Genomic DNA, 15300 nt, shown 5'->3' with positions numbered 1-15300 from the left:
GTGTGACCGCCCCGGTACCGATCCGCGATGTTGTGACCTGCTGTGACACCGCGGCGAGAACGCCACGTGAACTCAGTCGATCTTTCGGGTGAGTTCACTCACCGGGTTGGGGCTAAACCCTTGACATCCCGGCCGTTCGTGAAAGCATTCACAAGCACCCCAAAACCGACCGCTGACGAGTGGCGCGCCTTCGCGCGCGCCTAGCTGAGGAGTAGTTCCAATGGACTGGCGCCACCGCGCGATCTGCCGCGACGAGGACCCCGAGCTGTTCTTCCCCGTGGGGAACAGCGGTCCTGCGCTCCTGCAGATCGCCGAGGCGAAGACCGTCTGCCGCCGTTGCCCCGTCGTCGCCGACTGCCTCTCGTGGGCGTTGGAGAGCGGCCAGGACGCCGGCGTGTGGGGCGGGATGAGCGAAGACGAGCGTCGCGCCCTCAAGCGCCGCAACGCTCGCACCCGGGCTCGCAGCAACGCCTGAGCCGCATCCGTCAAGCAGACGAAGGGCCCGACACCGTGCCAGGTGTCGGGCCCTTCGCTTTGTGTTGCACACCCTCCCGCATGACCACGTGACTCCGCTGAGGTAGGTCGTCACGTGTGCACGGGGAGCAGTCTAACGCCGTGCCCTGAGCGGTACGCGCAGGACCGCCTCTGTACCGCCTCGGGGCCGCCGCCGCAAGCTCAACGAGCCCCTGAGTTCGGATTCCACCAGCGTCCTGACGATCTGCAGGCCGAGCCGGTCGGTGCGCTCCAGCGAGAAGCCCTGGGGCAGGCCGCGGCCGTCGTCGGAGATCACCACGTCCAGCCACTTCGCCGAGCGCTCGGCGTGCACGACGACCTCGCCGCGCTGGCCCGCCGCGTACGCGTGCTCGAACGCGTTCTGCACGAGCTCGGTCAGCACCATCACCAACGGGGTCGCCAGCTCCGCCGGGACGATGCCGAACGGGCCCTCCCGGCGCACCACCACCTGCGACTCGGTGGCGGCCACGTCCGACATCATCGGGATGACCTTGTCCACCACGTCGTCCAGGTCCACCCGCTCGTCCACCGACATGGACAGCGTCTCGTGCACCAGGGCGATGGACGTGACGCGGCGCACCGACTCGGCCAGCGCCTCGCGCGCCTCCTCGCTGCTGGTCCGCCTGCTCTGCAGGCGCAGCAGCGCGGCCACCGTCTGGAGGTTGTTCTTCACCCGGTGGTGGATCTCGCGGATCGTCGCGTCCTTCGACATCAGGGCGCGGTCGCGGCGGCGGACCTCGGTGACGTCGCGGCACAGCACCAGCGCGCCCGCCGCGCTGCCCCGCGGGCGCAGCGGCAGGGCCCGGAACAGCACCGCCGCGCCGCGGCGCGACTCGGCCTCGATGCGCATCGACGGCTGGCCGTCCAGGGCGGCCCGGATGCGCTGCGCCACCTCGGTGGCGTCGAACGGGTCGCCGATCAGGGACCGGGTCAGCGGGGCCAGGTGCACGCCGACCAGGTCGGACGCGTGGCCCATGCGGTGGTAGGCGCTCAGCGCGTTGGGGCTGGCGAACACCACCGCGCCCGACGCGTCCAGCCGGATCAGGCCGTCACCGACGCGGGGGCTGGTGTGCACGTCCGGGGACGGCTCGGTGGTCGGGAACGTGCCGTCGGAGATCATCTGGCACAGGTCGGCGGCGCTGCCCAGGTAGGAGATCTCCAGCGGGCTCGGCACGCGCGGCACGGCCAGGTTCGTGTTGCGGCTGAGCACCCCGATGACCTCACCGTCCCGCTTGACCGGGATGGCCTCGCGGCGCACCGGCACGCCCAGGTGCCAGCGCGGGTCCTCCTCGCGGCAGATCCGGGCCTCGGTCATGGCGCGACGCAGCTGGGGGTGCTCCTCGACGTCCACCATGCTGCCGACGACGTCCTCGGGGTGCGCGGTGGGCGCGGTCGTCGGCCGGGCCTGGGCGACGCACAGGAACGTGGTGTCGTCCAGCGGCACCCACATCAGGAAGTCGGCGAAGCTGAGGTCGGACAGCAGCTGCCACTCGGCGACCACCAGTTGCAGGTGGTCGACGGCGCCGCCGGAGAGCTTGGTGTGCTCGGCCAGGAGGTCGGTGAGCGTGGACAGCTACTCCACCACCGCGATGAGGTCGCCCTCCTGGACCACGTCACCGGGGGCCACGGCGATGCGGGTGATCCGGCCGGCTCCCTCGGGGAGGACCGGGATCTCCATCTTCATGCTCTCCAGCACCACGACGGTGGTCTCGTGCGTGACCTCGTCACCCTCTTTGACGGCGATCTGGGCCACGTTCGCCACGATCTCGGCCCGGATTTCCTCGGCCATGGTCCTCCTTAGTCCGCGTCCATCCAACCACGATTCAGACCCGGTGCCGTGCCGAGGTGACCGCGTGACACACTGGGGTGAGGTAGTTCGAGCACTAGGAGAACCCCATGTCGAAGCGTGCCCGCAAGCGCCGCGACCGCAAGAAGGGCGGCGCCAACCACGGGAAGCGCCCCAACGCCTGACGGACGTCATGCGTGCGACGGCCCCGGAGCACCCGCTCCGGGGCCGTCGACTTTCAGGGGTTCATCTCTGGGGTACCCCGAAGGCACCCCGGTCGCTCAGCTGGTCGACTTCTCGGTCCTGGTGACCGTCGTGGTGACCTCGACCTCGACCGTCGTCTGCTCCGCGGTCTGGTAGAGCCGGGCGCGCAGCCGCCGCCGCAGCTCCTCGGGCGCGTGCTCGCCGCCGCACTTGCGGGCCAGCAGCGCCTTCAGGTGCTCCTCGATGCCGTACTGCTCCAGGCACGGGTGGCACTCCTCCAGGTGGGTCTGGAGCAGTTCCTTGCGCTTCTCGTCGCACTCGTGGTCGAGGAACAGGTAGACCTCGGACAGGACCTCGGAGCAGTCCGTCTCGTGCGGTTCGCCGCAGCTCATCAGCCCGCCACCTCCTGGTGACCGTCGCGGATGATGCCGCGCTCGCGCGCGGTGTCCGCCAACTGGTCGCGAAGCTGCCTGCGGCCCCGGTGCAACCGGGACATCACGGTGCCGATGGGGGTGCCCATGATGTCTGCGATCTCCTTGTAGGCGAAGCCCTCCACGTCCGCGAGGTACACCGCGATCCGGAACTCCTCCGGCAGTCGCTGCAAGGCTTCCTTGACGTCTGAGTCCGGCAGCCGGTCCATCGCCTCGACCTCCGCCGACCGCAGCCCGGTCGACGTGTGGCTCTCCGCCTGCGCCAACTGCCAGTCGGTGATCTCGTCCGTCGGCTGCTGGATCGGCTGGCGCTGCTTCTTGCGGTAGCCGTTGATGTAGGTGTTGGTGAGGATGCGGTACAGCCAGGCCTTGAGGTTCGTGCCCTGCGAGAAGGACGCGAAGGCGGCATAGGCCTTGAGGTAGGTCTCCTGGACCAGGTCCTCGGCGTCGGCCGGGTTGCGGGTCATCCGCAGGGCCGCCGAGTACAACTGGTCGAGCATCGGCATCGCGTCGCGTTCGAACCTGGCGGCGCGCTCGGCCGTTGTCTCGTCAGTCGGCGTGTCCTGCGTTCGCGTGGCTGGCACCGCGCTCCCTTCCCACCGGCTGGTCGGCGCGGTGGCCGGAACTGTCTGGGACGCAGTCGAGGATACGCGGCGGTCACCCGGACGGCAGTGGGCCGACCCACGCGGTGGGCGTGCCCTGACCTGCCGGCCGACCTGCTGGTCCATCACCTCGGTAGCCACGCTCGCACCAACGCGACGGTCGCGCCGGGCATTCCCTGCACTATCGTGCGCGATCATGGCCGGACGTGGGACGCCCGCCACCGCGTTGCTGGACAAGCAGAAGGTGGCCCACACGCTGCACGCGTACGAGCACGACCCCCGCCACGAGTCGTACGGGCTGGAGGCTGCGGAGGCCTTGGGCGTGCCGCCCGAACGCGTGTTCAAGACGCTGGTCGCCGAGGTGGACGGCAAGCTGGCCGTCGGCGTGGTCCCGGTCACCGGGCAGCTCGACCTGAAGGCGCTGGCCGCCGCCGTGGGCGGGAAGAAGGCGAAGATGGCCGACGTCGCGGCCGCCGAGCGCGCCACCGGGTACGTGGCGGGCGGCATCTCGCCGCTGGGGCAGCGCAAGCGGCTGCCGCTGGCGCTGGACGCGTCGGCGGAGGGCTTCGACACCATCTTCTGCTCGGCCGGGCGGCGCGGGCTGGAGGTCGAGATCGCGCCGGGTGACCTGGTCCGGTTGGCGCAGGCGGTCGTCGCGCCGATCTCGGCCTGACGCGGCCGGGTCGTCGTGCCGGACCCGCCCGATCAGACCTCGAGCGGGCGCAGCACGCGGTCCAGCCACTCGCCCACGGTCCGGCCCACCGCGGCCACGTCGGCCTTGAGGTTGTGGTCGCCGGGCAGCAGCACGACGTCGCGGTGGTGCGCGGCCGCCGGCCGGCCGAACGGGTCGTTCTCGCCCTGCACCACCAGGGTGGCCACCTCGACGCCGTCCAGCTCGGGCATCCGGGACTTCTCCGGCTTGCCCGGCGGGTGCACCGGGAACGCCAGGCACACCACCGCCACGGCCTGGCCCTCCGACGACGTGCGGCACGCCACCCGCGCGCCCGACGACCGGCCGCCGAACACCAGCGGCAGGTCGTCGAACCAGCTCGTGCCCAGGTCGTCCGCCACCGCGAGCCACGCCGCGTCGAGCTGCTTGGCGGGTGCGGGCGCGCGGCGGCCGGCCACCCGGTACGGCTGCTCCACCAGCGCCACGTGCACGCCGACGCCCACCGCCGCGCGGGTCGCCGCCACCAGGTCGGGCGCGGCGATCCCGCCGCCCGCGCCGTGCCCGAGCAGCAGCGCCGCCCGGCTCTCCGACGCGCAGTGCAGCTCGGCCCGCGCGGGACCGTACGGGGTGTCGACCACCCGCGAGGTCATGTCAGCTCGAACAAGGTGGGCTCCGGCTTCTCGGACTCCCCCAGCGCGACCGCGTCCATCAGCGACGGGTCGTTGTTCTTGATGCTGTTCACCTTCATCGACACCGGGCGCAGCTCCAGCGCGTCGACCAGCGCCGGGTCGGGCCGGAGCAGGTCCTCGGGGTCGGCGTTGTCCGGGTCGAGCCACGCCGCCCAGCGGTCCTTCGGCAGCACCAGCGGCATCCGGTGGTGCACGGCGGTCATCTCGCCGATCGCGTCCGTGGTGAGCACGGCGCACGTGATGATCGGCTTGCGCTCGTCGCCCTCCTGCTGCCACCACACCGACCAGATGCCCGCCAGGGCGAGGCTGGAGTCGTCACCGGGGTTGATGAAGTACGGCTGCTTGCGGCCCTCGCCGGGCTGCCACTCGTACCAGCCGGCGGCCGGGACGATGCACCGGCGCTTGGCCGCCGAGTCGCGGTAGGCGGGCTTGTCCAGCACGCTCTCCGCCCGCGCGTTGATCATCTTCGCGGCGCCGGAGAGGTCCTTGGCCCAGTGCGGCACCAGACCCCAGCGCATCACGCGGACGCTGCGCTCGGTCGTGTCCGGGTCGGGGTTGCCCTCGTCGTCACGCGGGTGCCGCTCCACCACGGCGAGCACCTGCTTGGTCGGCGCGACGTTGTAGTCCGGGCCCGGCGCGGCGCCCCCGGTCCCGTCGACCGCGTCGAACTCCGCCGCGAGCAGCGCCGGGTTCTTCGTGGACGCGTACCTGCCGCACACACCGACCACCCTCTCCGCGGATCACCGTCCGGGCCATCGTCGCACGTCGGAAAGCCCGGTGCGAGCTGTCGGTGACCCGATGCGGAATCATCGGGGCATGACTCAGCAGTGGTCCGCTCCCACCGCCGACGGCCCGGTCGACGCGACGGTACCCGTGCCCGGTTCCAAGTCCATCACCAACCGCGCGCTCGTGCTCGCCGCGCTGGCCGACCGCGCGTCCGCGCTGCACGCCCCGCTGCGCAGCCGCGACACGAACCTGATGGTCGCCGCGCTGCGGTCGCTCGGCGTCGACGTGGTCGACGGCCCGGACGGGTCCTGGCTGGTCACGCCGCACGAGCTGCGCGGCCCGGCGCAGGTCGACTGCGGGCTGGCGGGCACCGTGATGCGGTTCCTGCCGCCCGCCGCCGCGCTCGCGGTCGGTGACATCACCTTCGACGGCGACCCGCACGCGCGGACCCGGCCGATGACCACGATCCTGGCCGCGCTGCGGGCGCTGGGCGCGGACGTGGCGGGCGACGCGCTGCCGTTCTCGCTGCACGGCAAGGGCGGCGTGCCGGGCGGCGAGGTCACCATCGACGCGTCGGCGTCGTCCCAGTTCGTGTCCGGGCTGCTGCTGTCGGGCGCGCGGTACGAGAGCGGCGTGACCGTGCGGCACGGTGCCGGCGCCTCCGGGGGGAAGCCGGTGCCCTCGCTGCCCCACATCGAGATGACCGTGGCGATGCTGCGCGAGGCGGGTGTCGTGGTGGACGACTCCGCGCCGGACGAGTGGCGGGTCGAGCCCGGTCCGATCCGGGGCCGGGACTGGTACGTGGAGCCGGACCTGTCCAACGCCACGCCGTTCCTGGCGGCGGCGGCCGTGACCGGCGGCCGGGTGACGATCCCGGGCTGGCCCGCGAGCACGACCCAGCCGGGCGGTGCGGCACGGGACCTGTTCGAGCGGATGGGCTGCGAGGTCGAGCTGACCGACGCGGGCCTCGTGCTGCGCGGCCCGGACCGGCTGACCGGGATCGACGTGGACCTGCGTGACGAGAGCGAGCTGACGCCGACCGTGGCGGCCCTGGCGGCGCTCGCCGACGGTCCGACCCACATCCGCGGTGTGGCGCACATCCGCGGCCACGAGACGGACCGGCTCGCCGCGCTCGTCACCGAGATCAACCGGCTGGGCGGCGACGCGACCGAGACCGAGGACGGCCTGGTCGTCGAGCCCCGGCCGCTGCACGGCGGCGTGTGGCAGGCCTACGCCGACCACCGGATGGCCACCGCGGGCGCGATCATCGGCCTGGTGGTCGGCGGCGTGTCGGTGGACGACATCGGGTCGACCACCAAGACGATCCCGGACTTCCCGGGCATGTGGGCGGCCATGCTGTCGCTGCCGGGGGCGCGCTGACGTGGCACGCGGCGACTGGCGGCGGTTGGACGAGTCCGACGTGCGGGTGCGGCCGGGCAAGGGGACCCGGCCGCGCAGCAAGCGCAGGCCGGAGCACGCGGACGCGGTGCCCGCCATGGTCGTCGGGGTGGACCGGGGGCGGTGGACGTGCGCGGTGGAGGACGACCCGGCGCGGTTGGTCGTCGCCATGCGGGCGCGGGAGCTGGGCCGCACACCGGTGGTCGTCGGCGACCAGGTGGGGTTGGTGGGCGACACGTCCGGTCAGCCGGACACGTTGGCGCGGATCGTCCGGGTGGAGGAGCGGCGCAGCGTGCTGCGGCGCACGGCGGACGACACGGACCCGTTCGAGCGGGTGGTGGTGGCCAACGCGGGGCAGTTGGTGATCGTGTCGGCGTTGGCGGACCCGCAGCCGCGCCGGGGTTTCATCGACCGCTGCCTGGTGGCGGCGTACGCGGGCGGGCTGGAACCGCTGCTGTGCCTGACCAAGTCGGACCTCGCGCCGCCGGACGAGCTGCTGGCCGCCTACGCCGAGCTGGACCTGCCGGTGGTCGTGACGCGGTCCGACCAGGACCCGCAGGAGCTGCGGGCCCGGTTGGTGGACCGGCTGTCGGCGCTGATCGGGCACTCCGGCGTGGGCAAGTCGACGCTGGTGAACAAGCTGGTGCCGGACGCGCACCGGGCGGTGGGCGTGGTGAGCGGCGTCGGCAAGGGCCGGCACACGTCGACGCAGACCGTCGCCCTGCCGCTGCCCGAGGGCGGCTGGGCGGTGGACACGCCCGGCATCCGCTCGTTCGGCCTGGCGCACATCACCCCGGACGACATCGTCGCCGCGTTCCCGGACATGAAGGCGATGGCCGAGGAGTGCCCGTCGGGCTGCGGCCACCTGGGCGCGCCCGAGGACCCGGACTGCATGCTGGACGACCTCGTCCGCACGGGTGAGGCCTCCCCCGGCCGCCTGGCCTCCCTGCGCCGCCTTCTGGCCTCCCGCAGCAAACTGGAGGAATACGACTAACCGCGCGAGTCGTACGTCCAGGTCCCGCGTGTCGTACGTTCAGGACCCCTGAATTCAACGCTCAGGACGCGCGCGTGCCGCGCTCGGCCACGCACCGCAGTCGATCACGCACCGTCACACGCACAGCGGAGCGTCACGATCAACGCGGCCGGGTGGGTAAGCTCCCGCCGTTTCGTTGACCGGATCGGGTGGCGACGTGACCGCGTCCATGGGCCCGTCCCGGGTCGCGGTAGTACGGTCCCCAGCCGTGGCGAAGGTGACTGGCATCGGCGGCGTGTTCCTGCGCGCCCGCAACCCCGAGCGGATGGCCGAGTGGTACCGCCGGCACCTCGGCGTGCCGATGAGCGACGGCGGTGCCATCACGTTCCACTGGGACGCGGCCGAGACGACGACGTTCGCCCTGTTCGCCAACGACACGGACTACTTCGGCGAACCGGGTCAACGCGCGATGATCAACCTCAGGGTGGACGACCTGGCCGAGCTGCTGGCGCAGCTGCGCAGCCGGGGCGTCGAGGTGCTGCCGCAGACCGAGGACTCCGAGTTCGGCCGGTTCGGGTGGTGCGTCGACCCCGAGGGCAACCGCATCGAGCTCTGGCAGCCCGCGGCGGGCATGTAACGCAACCGACCTCGGCGGACGACTGACTGGCATCATCCCGGCGTTCGGCGACCCGCGTGAACGCCACTGCGGCGGCCCACGGCGGAAAGGCCCTCGATGCCCGCTCCGGAACAGCTCACCTTCGAAGAAGTCCGCGCCCGGGCGTACGCCGTCCACGACGGGTACCGGCGGGTCCAGCAGGACCAGGCCGGTCGGCCCTGGACCGTCGCCGAGACCGTGCTCGGCTTCGTCGGTGACGTGGGCGACCTGGCCAAGCTGGTGATGGCCGAGCAAGGGCTCAGGTCCGCCGACACCGACGTCCGCGAGCGCGTCGAGCACGAGCTCTCGGATTGCCTGTGGTCGGTGATCGTGCTGGCCCGGCTGCTCGACGTCGACCTGGAACGCGCCTTCGTGCGCACGATGCGGGAACTCGCGGCGAAGGTGGCGGCCGAGCGATGATCCAGGACCTGTGGATCGGTGTGGTCGGCGGGATATTATCCGCCGCCGCCGTCGCGCTGCTCGTGCGCTGGAACAGGCGGCTCATCGTCCCCATGCGCGGTTCGCGGCACCGCCGGAACCTGGCGGTGCGCATGACGAGGGCGGGGCTGTCCAACTTCTACGCCTCCCGCGCCGACTACGGTCGCTACCGCAACGCGGCCCGGCTCTCGGACTACCTCGCCTTCGCCAGGAACCGGGTGCTCATCTCGGCGTACTGGATGGCGCAGGGCGCCGAGATGGAAGGCGTCGTGGACGAGATCGAGCTGCTGGTGCGCGGCCCGAACAAGATCTCGTTCGACATCGCCATCGTCGACCCGACGGCCGACTACGTCGACGCCCTGGCCCGTCACTTGAACGTGGAGCGCGAGTACCTGGTCTCCCGGGTGCAGGGGACGCTGTCCAGCCTGTGGGCGTTGCGGGCGAAACTCGCCCCCGACGAGCGCCAGCGCTTCCGGGTGCTGGTCCACCGGACGGTACCGATGGCATCGCTGATCGCGCTCGACCCCGACTCCGACTCCGGCCGGGTGCAGATCGACATCAAGCCCTACCGCGCGGCCAGGCAGGACTCCGTCTCGTTCGAGTTCGCGGGCAAGGGGAGCAAGGTGTACGACCTCCTCCGCCTCTCGACCGAGCGCTTGATCAGCGACGCGGTGGAGTTCGACCCGACCGTGCACAGGGTCACCGCCGCCTCGCTGGACGCCGCCGCGGAGCCCCGCGGAGTGGCCCGGCCGGAGCGGTGACGATGACCGGGCACACGTCGACCGGGGACGGCCTGCCGACCCGGGTCTCCTTCAACTTCCTCGACCGGTGCAACCTGGCCTGCCGGTTCTGCTACCTGCCGTTCGACGGGCGTGCGTCGGCCTACGACACGTGGCTCGACGTCGTGGGGAGGCTCGTGGAGCTGGGAGCCGAGTCGATCACCTTCGGGGGCGGCGACCCGTTCCGGTACCGCAGGTTCCCCGAACTGCTCGGCCACGTGCGCGCCGAACTGCCCCAGATCACGTTCGTCCAAGTCGACACCAACGCGCTGGGCTGGGCCGAGCGGTCGCTGGCCGACATCGCCGCGACAGTCGACCTGGTCGGCCTTCCCGTGGACGGCAGCACGGACGCGGTGCACACCCGGATGAGGGACCGCGCCGGGCACCTGGACCGCGTGCTGCACGTGGTCGAACGCCTCCAGGGACAGGTGCCGATAAAGATCAACACGGTGGTGTCGAGGGTGAACGCGGGCGACCTGGTCCAGCTCGGCCGACTCCTCTCCCGGTACCGCATCGCGATCTGGTCCCTGTACGAGTTCTGGCCCGTGGGTCCGATCGCGGTGCGCAACAAACCGGGCTTCCAGCTGGGCGCGGACGAGTTCGCCGCGGCGGTCGACCGGGTCGTGTCGTCCTGCCCCGACCTGCCGGTCGAGGTGAACGCGGCGGCGGCGCGGTCGAAGAGCTACTTCTTCACCAGTCAGACGGGGCGCGCCTACGCCGTGGACGGCGCCGACCCGAACGCCTACGTCGAACTCGGCTCGGTCCACGACGAAGACATCGTGCGGAAGTGGCTCGACCACGCCGACCCCACCTCGAACGCCCACCGCGTGCGGGAGCGCAGGCGGCGCAGCACCCCGTGCTGAACCACCCCGGCTCGAACCACCCCGACTACATCAGCTCCAGCAGGAACGGCAGCTCCTGCGGCGCGTACCAGGCCAGCTCGTGGTCCTCCGCACCGCCCAGCGCGAACTCCGCGTCCGGGTCACCCAGGTCCGCCGCGTCGATCACGTCCGCCGCCGCCCGCACGTCGTCCTCGGCCTCCGACGTGTCCAGGTGGATCGCCGCGACCGCCTTCAGCGGCACCGGCCCGGACAGCTTCACCACCGAGAAGTCGAGGTCCGGCCGCAGCTTGACGTCCTCCACGTCCGCCGACACCACCGCGCGCCGCGGCACGGCCTTCTCGTCACCCGCGATCAACCGCAGCGAACCGCGTGCCGCGTCGAGCATGGCCGAGTACTCCAGCTCCTCCGTGTCACCGGTCGCGTAGGACTCGCGCAGCGCGGGCGTCAGCGCGAACGCCGTCCCGCCCACCGCGACGAACTCGCCGTGCTCCACCAGGTCGCGCAACATCGCGACGGTTGCCGGGAGGTACACCCTCATGCGGACACCGTTCCCATCAGTTCCTCCACCGACTCCTCGACCATCGCCGCCAGCACGTCCACATCGGACATCGCGTCGCGGTCGGCGTTCAGCCCGAAGTACACGCCACCGTCATAAGACGTCACGCCGATCGACAGCGCCTGGTTTTTCGCCAAGGGCACAACCGGGAACATCTCGGTCATCCTCGCCCCCGCCGCGTACAGCGGCACCTGGGGACCGGGCACGTTCGTCACGACCACGTTGAACAACCGCCGCGAGAACGACGACGCCGCCCGCGCGCCGAGCGCGTGCAGGGTCGGCGGCGCGAAGCCCGAGAACCGCACCAACGTCTGCGCCGCCACCGACTGCCCCGACTCCTGGTGCGCGCGCATCGCGTGCGACACGTGGTGCAGCCGCACGACCGGGTTCGGCTCCCCCACCGGCAGGTCCACCAGGTACGCCGACACCTGCGTCTCGTCGTCGCGCACCGACATCGGCGCCATCGCCCGGATCGTGGTGCCCGCCGACACGACCTCGCCGCGCGACAGCAGCCAGTTCCGCAGCGCCCCGGACAGCACCGCCAGCACCCCGTCGTTCACCGTGCCGCCGTGCGCCCGCCGGATCGCCCGGAACACGTCCAGCCGGGCGCGCGCCACCGCGAACCGCCGCTGCGGCGAGATCCGCACGTTCAACGGGCTGCCGGGCGCGGGCGTCGCGGCGGTGCGCACCGCCGAGGCCAGCCCGCCGAACACCCCGGCGACCTTGCGCACGGTGGCGACCGTGTCCATCGCGGCCGAGCGGGCGTTCTCCACCACCTCACCGGGCCGCTGCACGGCCTCCGCGACCGCGTCGGCCACCAGTTGCAGCCCGCTCGGCGCCGGCGACGGCATCCACAGCGACTCCACCGGCGGCCGGGGCGTGGCCGACGAGTCCAGCATCACCTGCCCGATCTCCGGCGCGCCCACGCCGTCCACCATCGCCTGGTGCGTCTTGGTGATCACCGCGATCCGGTTCCGGGCCAGGCCCTCCACCAGGTAGACCTCCCACAGCGGGCGGGTGTGGTCCAGCGGGCGCGACATCAGCCGGGCCACCAGGTCGTGCAGCTGCTGGTCGCTGCCCGGCTTCGGCAACGCCGACCGCCGCACGTGGTAGGTGACGTCGAAGTCCGCGTCGTCCACCCACACCGGCCGCGCGAGCCGCCCGGGCACGTGCACGACCTTCTGCCGGTACCGGGGCACCAACGACAGCCGCTGTTCCACCAGGTCGACCAGGCGGTCGTAGTCGAAGCCCGTGCGCGGCCGCCGGAACACCGCCACCCCGCCGACGTGCATCGGCGTCGTGGAGTCCTCCAGGTACAGGAACGAGGCGTCCAGCGCGGACAGGCGGTCGGGCATGCGGTCCAGGCTAGTCGGTGCAGTCGCGCACCAACCGGTGCACGGCGCTGACCTCGGCTTCGTCCCGCTCGTGCCGGGCCAGCCTGATCGCCGCGGCGGCCGGCATCGCCCGCCGCGCCTCGGCCCGCACCGAGCCGTCGACCCCGGACAGGAACCCGCGCACCATCCGGGACCGGGCGAGCCGCTTGAACGGCCGCAGCGGCGCCACCGCGATCGCCAGCCAGCTCAGCGCCACGTCGACCTTCCGGTCGCCCTTGCGCGCGCTGCCCCAGTCGACCACGACCGCGCCCTCCGGCCCCATCACCACGTTGCCGGGGTGCAGGTCCAGGTGCAGCAGGTCGCCGTCGCCGTGCAGGAACTCCGGCGCCGGCACCGCGTCCAGCTTGCGGTGCAGCTCGGCCAGCTCACGGCCCAGCGCGCCCGCCCGCCACGGCTTGGCGTCCAGCTCCTGCGACATGCGCGGGCCCGGGACGTACTCCATCACCAGGTCGGTGCCCGAGGCGTCCGCCACCCTGGGCACCGGTACGCCGTGCCGGCGCAGGTAGCGCATCAGCTCGGCCTCGGGGCCCGGGTCGCGGCCCGTGCGGCTGCGCTTGACCAGCAGGCCGTCGGGACGCAGGTAGACGTCCGCCTCCCGGCCGCTGGCCAGCAGACGATGCGCCTCGTCGCGCGGTGTCATGTGACGATCATCATGATTGACAGCGAAGAAACAAGCCCCAAACGGGTAGAGGACACTTGCTCCGTGGATGTGTCACCCAAGGACAAGTTCGTCACCGTGTACGGCCGCAAGCCCGTGCTGGAGGCGTTGGACGACCCGCGGCTCGAGGTCGACAAGGTCGTGCTCGCCGACACCGCCCGGGGTGCGGCCGCCCGGGAGATCCTGGACGCGGCCGGTCGGCGCGGTGTCGCGGTGCAGCGGGCGTCGGCGCAGCGGGTCAAGGTGCTGGCCGGGAACGGCAAGCAGGACCAGGGCGTGCTGGCGGACGTGGTCGCGCCCCGGATGCGGCCGCTGGAGCCGGGGCTGCGCGACCGGCCGCGGCACGTGCTCGTGCTGGACGGGATCACCACCCCGGCGAACGTCGGCATGATCCTGCGCACGGCGACGGCGGCGGGGATGGACGGCATCGTGGTGCCGCGGCGGGGTGTGGCGTCGATCGACCCCATGGTGGTGAAGGCTTCGGCGGGGGTGGCGTTCCGGGCGCCGGTGCTGCGGTGCGGGACGGCGGCGGAGGCCGTGGCGGCGTTGCGGGGCGCGGGGTACCCGGTCTTCGCGCTCGACGCCCAGGCCCGGTCGACGGTGTACTCGGCGGACCTGCCGGCGCGGGCGGCGTTCGTGCTGGGCAGTGAGACGGCCGGGATCTCGGACGACGTGCGGCCGCACGTGACCGGGTGGTTGTCGATCCCGATGGCGGCGGGGGTGGAGTCGTTGAACGTGGCCAGCGCGGCGGCCGTGCTGTGCTTCGAGGTCGTGCGCCGCCGGGAGTCGTGACGAGGTCTCCCCGGGTTGGCGGGTTGGCGCAGCGCGGGTGCCGGAGGGCCGTCGGACACCCGCGCTGCCTAACCCGGCTGATCGGTGGCTCACCACAGCCACCCGACGCGGTACCCGTCGGGCCGTCCCGATCAGCCCTCGGCGTCCCGCACCCGGGCCCCTCGTACAGCGCCGGGCGCGGAACAGCAGCACGCGGTCGTGCCGTTCATCGTGTGGGATTCTTCGGTAGCGCACAGAACGTACGAGCGGGGCCGAGTGACCGGCAATGCACCGCGCAGGTGTATTCGCCGTGGCCGTTCGTGACGGGTTAACCCCGCAGGGGGACCTGGAGCAGCGTTTCCAACTCCTCGAGCGTGGCGTGCACGGACTGGTGGTGCACGCCGACCATTCCGGCGGCCGCCGCGCCCCGGACGTTGACCGCGAGGTCGTCCACGAAGACGCACTCGTGCGTCGGCAGGCCGAGGCGTTCGGCGGCGAGCAGGTAGACGCGGCGGTCGGGTTTCGCCATGCCGACCTCGCCGGAGGTGATGACGACGTCGAACAGGTCCTCCCAGCCCGCCGGCGGTCGCCACAGGAAGTCGGCGTTGGACAGCATCGCGGTGAGGATGCCCTGGTGACGGGCTTGGCGCGTGGCGGCGAGCAGGGGCGGTTCGGTGGCCGTGTGGTCGTCGCCGAGGTCGGTCAGGACACCGCCGAAGTCGAGAACGAGTCCCCGCACCGTGCCTCCATCGGGTGATCTTGGTACGAAACCCCGGCCGTCCGCCCTCGGTTCAGCATGCCACCTCGACTGCGCACCCTGTCGGCCACGAAGCCCGCGGCCGCCGGCCCCACCACCGCACCGTCGGCTCCCCCACCGCCGGCCTGCGCGCCGCTGGACGCCCGCCACTTCCTGTTCCCGCTGGTGGAGGCGCTGAGCGGCCGCCGCCCACCACGGCAACTGTCGGCCACGTTCGCGCCCCGCGCCCTGACCACCGTGACCGAAGCCGCCGCCCCGACCCGAGCCCGCCTCGGCCGCTACCGGCTCTGCCACGTGTCGCCGGATGCTGCGGAACTGGCGGGAACCCTCCACATGCCGACCAAGGTCCGGGCATTCGCCGCCCGCGTAGAACGCCGGGGCTCCCGTTGGCACTGCACCGAGTTCCACCTGCTCCCCTGACCGCCACGAGGGCGGGGCCGCCACCACCGCCGGCCCCG

20 protein-coding genes and 1 pseudogene are annotated in these 15300 nt (G+C 72.3%); 11 read left to right on the top strand and 10 right to left on the bottom strand.

Translation table 11 applies throughout. The features are described from left to right. The first annotated feature begins 220 nt into the window (after positions 1-220). Positions 221-475: a WhiB family transcriptional regulator gene (locus FHX81_RS25945; protein ID WP_141980636.1), complete on the top strand. Its 255-nt coding sequence runs from the start codon at positions 221-223 to the stop codon at positions 473-475. A 132-nt stretch (positions 476-607) separates the two neighbouring features. Here FHX81_RS25945 and FHX81_RS25940 read toward each other — a convergent pair whose 3' ends face one another. After that, on the bottom strand, positions 608-2086 hold the full coding sequence (locus tag FHX81_RS25940; protein ID WP_141980635.1) for a PAS domain-containing sensor histidine kinase: 1479 nt from the start codon (positions 2084-2086) through the stop codon (positions 608-610). Beyond that, the gene (locus FHX81_RS25935) at positions 2087-2302 is read right to left on the bottom strand and encodes a biotin/lipoyl-binding carrier protein (RefSeq protein ID WP_141980633.1); all 216 of its coding nucleotides are present in this window, start codon (positions 2300-2302) and stop codon (positions 2087-2089) included. 107 nt (positions 2303-2409) lie between these two features. Between FHX81_RS25935 and FHX81_RS43035 the strand changes: the two genes are divergently transcribed. Continuing rightward, positions 2410-2484 carry a 50S ribosomal protein bL37 gene (locus tag FHX81_RS43035; RefSeq protein WP_096498094.1) on the top strand — a complete coding sequence of 25 codons (75 nt, stop codon included), beginning with the start codon at positions 2410-2412 and terminating at the stop codon, positions 2482-2484. A 96-nt stretch (positions 2485-2580) separates the two neighbouring features. Here FHX81_RS43035 and rsrA read toward each other — a convergent pair whose 3' ends face one another. Together rsrA and FHX81_RS25920 are read right to left on the bottom strand one after the other, a co-directional pair. Next, positions 2581-2895 (bottom strand): mycothiol system anti-sigma-R factor, encoded by a 315-nt coding sequence (gene rsrA, locus FHX81_RS25925; protein ID WP_141980631.1) that lies wholly within the window; start codon positions 2893-2895, stop codon positions 2581-2583. After that, on the bottom strand, positions 2895-3518 hold the full coding sequence (locus FHX81_RS25920) for a sigma-70 family RNA polymerase sigma factor (RefSeq protein ID WP_141980630.1): 624 nt from the start codon (positions 3516-3518) through the stop codon (positions 2895-2897). The genes rsrA and FHX81_RS25920 overlap by 1 nt, the downstream gene beginning before the upstream one ends. A gap of 214 nt (positions 3519-3732) precedes the next feature. Here FHX81_RS25920 and ybaK point away from each other — a divergent pair, with 214 nt between their 5' ends. Beyond that, positions 3733-4209, top strand: coding sequence for a Cys-tRNA(Pro) deacylase (gene ybaK / locus FHX81_RS25915; RefSeq protein ID WP_141980629.1), 477 nt, complete (start codon positions 3733-3735; stop codon positions 4207-4209). 32 nt (positions 4210-4241) lie between these two features. Here ybaK and FHX81_RS25910 read toward each other — a convergent pair whose 3' ends face one another. Both FHX81_RS25910 and FHX81_RS25905 read right to left on the bottom strand, forming a co-directional pair. Beyond that, entirely contained in the window at positions 4242-4856 is a 615-nt protein-coding gene (locus tag FHX81_RS25910) for an alpha/beta hydrolase family protein (protein WP_141980627.1), read from the bottom strand. Then, a complete protein-coding gene (locus FHX81_RS25905; RefSeq protein WP_141980625.1) occupies positions 4853-5614 on the bottom strand; it encodes an SOS response-associated peptidase in 762 nt (253 codons plus the stop codon). The genes FHX81_RS25910 and FHX81_RS25905 overlap by 4 nt, the downstream gene beginning before the upstream one ends. 97 nt (positions 5615-5711) lie before the next feature. Here FHX81_RS25905 and aroA point away from each other — a divergent pair, with 97 nt between their 5' ends. The 6 genes and pseudogenes from aroA to FHX81_RS43030 form a co-directional block, all read left to right on the top strand. Next, positions 5712-7001, top strand: a complete 1290-nt coding sequence (gene aroA / locus FHX81_RS25900) for a 3-phosphoshikimate 1-carboxyvinyltransferase (RefSeq protein ID WP_141980624.1) — start codon at positions 5712-5714, stop codon at positions 6999-7001. 1 nt (position 7002) lies between these two features. Next, positions 7003-8013 carry a ribosome small subunit-dependent GTPase A gene (gene rsgA, locus FHX81_RS25895; protein ID WP_141980623.1) on the top strand — a complete coding sequence of 337 codons (1011 nt, stop codon included), beginning with the start codon at positions 7003-7005 and terminating at the stop codon, positions 8011-8013. 247 nt (positions 8014-8260) lie between these two features. Beyond that, entirely contained in the window at positions 8261-8629 is a 369-nt protein-coding gene (locus FHX81_RS25890; RefSeq protein WP_246107973.1) for a VOC family protein, read from the top strand. Positions 8630-8725: 96 nt separating this feature from the next. Then, positions 8726-9067 carry a nucleoside triphosphate pyrophosphohydrolase family protein gene (locus tag FHX81_RS25885; RefSeq protein WP_141980621.1) on the top strand — a complete coding sequence of 114 codons (342 nt, stop codon included), beginning with the start codon at positions 8726-8728 and terminating at the stop codon, positions 9065-9067. Continuing rightward, positions 9064-9846, top strand: a complete 783-nt coding sequence (locus FHX81_RS25880) for a hypothetical protein (RefSeq protein WP_141980619.1) — start codon at positions 9064-9066, stop codon at positions 9844-9846. The genes FHX81_RS25885 and FHX81_RS25880 overlap by 4 nt, the downstream gene beginning before the upstream one ends. A 2-nt stretch (positions 9847-9848) precedes the next feature. Continuing rightward, positions 9849-10292, top strand: a pseudogene (locus FHX81_RS43030) (radical SAM protein); the annotation flags it as partial. 460 nt (positions 10293-10752) lie between these two features. Here FHX81_RS43030 and FHX81_RS25870 read toward each other — a convergent pair. From FHX81_RS25870 to FHX81_RS25860, 3 genes are read right to left on the bottom strand one after another with little or no spacing between them, the layout of a single operon-like run. Further along, positions 10753-11244, bottom strand: coding sequence for a DUF6912 family protein (locus tag FHX81_RS25870; protein ID WP_141980616.1), 492 nt, complete (start codon positions 11242-11244; stop codon positions 10753-10755). Next, on the bottom strand, positions 11241-12617 hold the full coding sequence (locus tag FHX81_RS25865) for a WS/DGAT/MGAT family O-acyltransferase (RefSeq protein WP_141980614.1): 1377 nt from the start codon (positions 12615-12617) through the stop codon (positions 11241-11243). Before FHX81_RS25865 ends, FHX81_RS25870 begins: the two co-directional genes overlap by 4 nt. A 10-nt stretch (positions 12618-12627) precedes the next feature. Further along, the gene (locus tag FHX81_RS25860; protein WP_141980613.1) at positions 12628-13296 is read right to left on the bottom strand and encodes a phosphotransferase; all 669 of its coding nucleotides are present in this window, start codon (positions 13294-13296) and stop codon (positions 12628-12630) included. Between the two features lie 63 nt (positions 13297-13359). Here FHX81_RS25860 and FHX81_RS25855 point away from each other — a divergent pair, with 63 nt between their 5' ends. Continuing rightward, positions 13360-14106, top strand: coding sequence for a TrmH family RNA methyltransferase (locus FHX81_RS25855; protein WP_425473844.1), 747 nt, complete (start codon positions 13360-13362; stop codon positions 14104-14106). A 307-nt stretch (positions 14107-14413) separates the two neighbouring features. On the opposite strand, the gene FHX81_RS25850 is transcribed toward FHX81_RS25855, so the two are convergent. Beyond that, complete coding sequence (locus FHX81_RS25850; protein WP_141980611.1) at positions 14414-14824, bottom strand: HAD-IA family hydrolase; 411 nt, start codon at positions 14822-14824, stop codon at positions 14414-14416. A gap of 57 nt (positions 14825-14881) precedes the next feature. Between FHX81_RS25850 and FHX81_RS25845 the strand changes: the two genes are divergently transcribed. After that, entirely contained in the window at positions 14882-15262 is a 381-nt protein-coding gene (locus tag FHX81_RS25845; protein ID WP_141980610.1) for an Rv3235 family protein, read from the top strand. Positions 15263-15300: the final 38 nt, after the last annotated feature.

The organism is Saccharothrix saharensis, from assembly GCF_006716745.1.
Lineage (GTDB): Bacteria > Actinomycetota > Actinomycetes > Mycobacteriales > Pseudonocardiaceae > Actinosynnema > Actinosynnema saharense.
Note: the sequence above shows the minus strand (reverse complement) of the source record. Positions and strands in the feature narration are given on the sequence as shown.

Excerpts from the sequence above, each read along its gene's own strand:
- FHX81_RS25945 (WP_141980636.1), top strand. The coding sequence starts at position 221 with ATGGACTGGCGCCACCGCGCGATCTGCCGCGACGAGGACCCCGAGCTG.
- FHX81_RS25935 (WP_141980633.1), bottom strand. The coding sequence starts at position 2,302 with ATGGCCGAGGAAATCCGGGCCGAGATCGTGGCGAACGTGGCCCAGATC.
- rsrA (WP_141980631.1), bottom strand. The coding sequence starts at position 2,895 with ATGAGCTGCGGCGAACCGCACGAGACGGACTGCTCCGAGGTCCTGTCC.
- ybaK (WP_141980629.1), top strand. The coding sequence starts at position 3,733 with ATGGCCGGACGTGGGACGCCCGCCACCGCGTTGCTGGACAAGCAGAAG.
- FHX81_RS25910 (WP_141980627.1), bottom strand. The coding sequence starts at position 4,856 with ATGACCTCGCGGGTGGTCGACACCCCGTACGGTCCCGCGCGGGCCGAG.
- aroA (WP_141980624.1), top strand. The coding sequence starts at position 5,712 with ATGACTCAGCAGTGGTCCGCTCCCACCGCCGACGGCCCGGTCGACGCG.
- FHX81_RS25885 (WP_141980621.1), top strand. The coding sequence starts at position 8,726 with ATGCCCGCTCCGGAACAGCTCACCTTCGAAGAAGTCCGCGCCCGGGCG.
- FHX81_RS25880 (WP_141980619.1), top strand. The coding sequence starts at position 9,064 with ATGATCCAGGACCTGTGGATCGGTGTGGTCGGCGGGATATTATCCGCC.
- FHX81_RS25870 (WP_141980616.1), bottom strand. The coding sequence starts at position 11,244 with ATGAGGGTGTACCTCCCGGCAACCGTCGCGATGTTGCGCGACCTGGTG.
- FHX81_RS25865 (WP_141980614.1), bottom strand. The coding sequence starts at position 12,617 with ATGCCCGACCGCCTGTCCGCGCTGGACGCCTCGTTCCTGTACCTGGAG.
- FHX81_RS25860 (WP_141980613.1), bottom strand. The coding sequence starts at position 13,296 with ATGACACCGCGCGACGAGGCGCATCGTCTGCTGGCCAGCGGCCGGGAG.
- FHX81_RS25845 (WP_141980610.1), top strand. The coding sequence starts at position 14,882 with ATGCCACCTCGACTGCGCACCCTGTCGGCCACGAAGCCCGCGGCCGCC.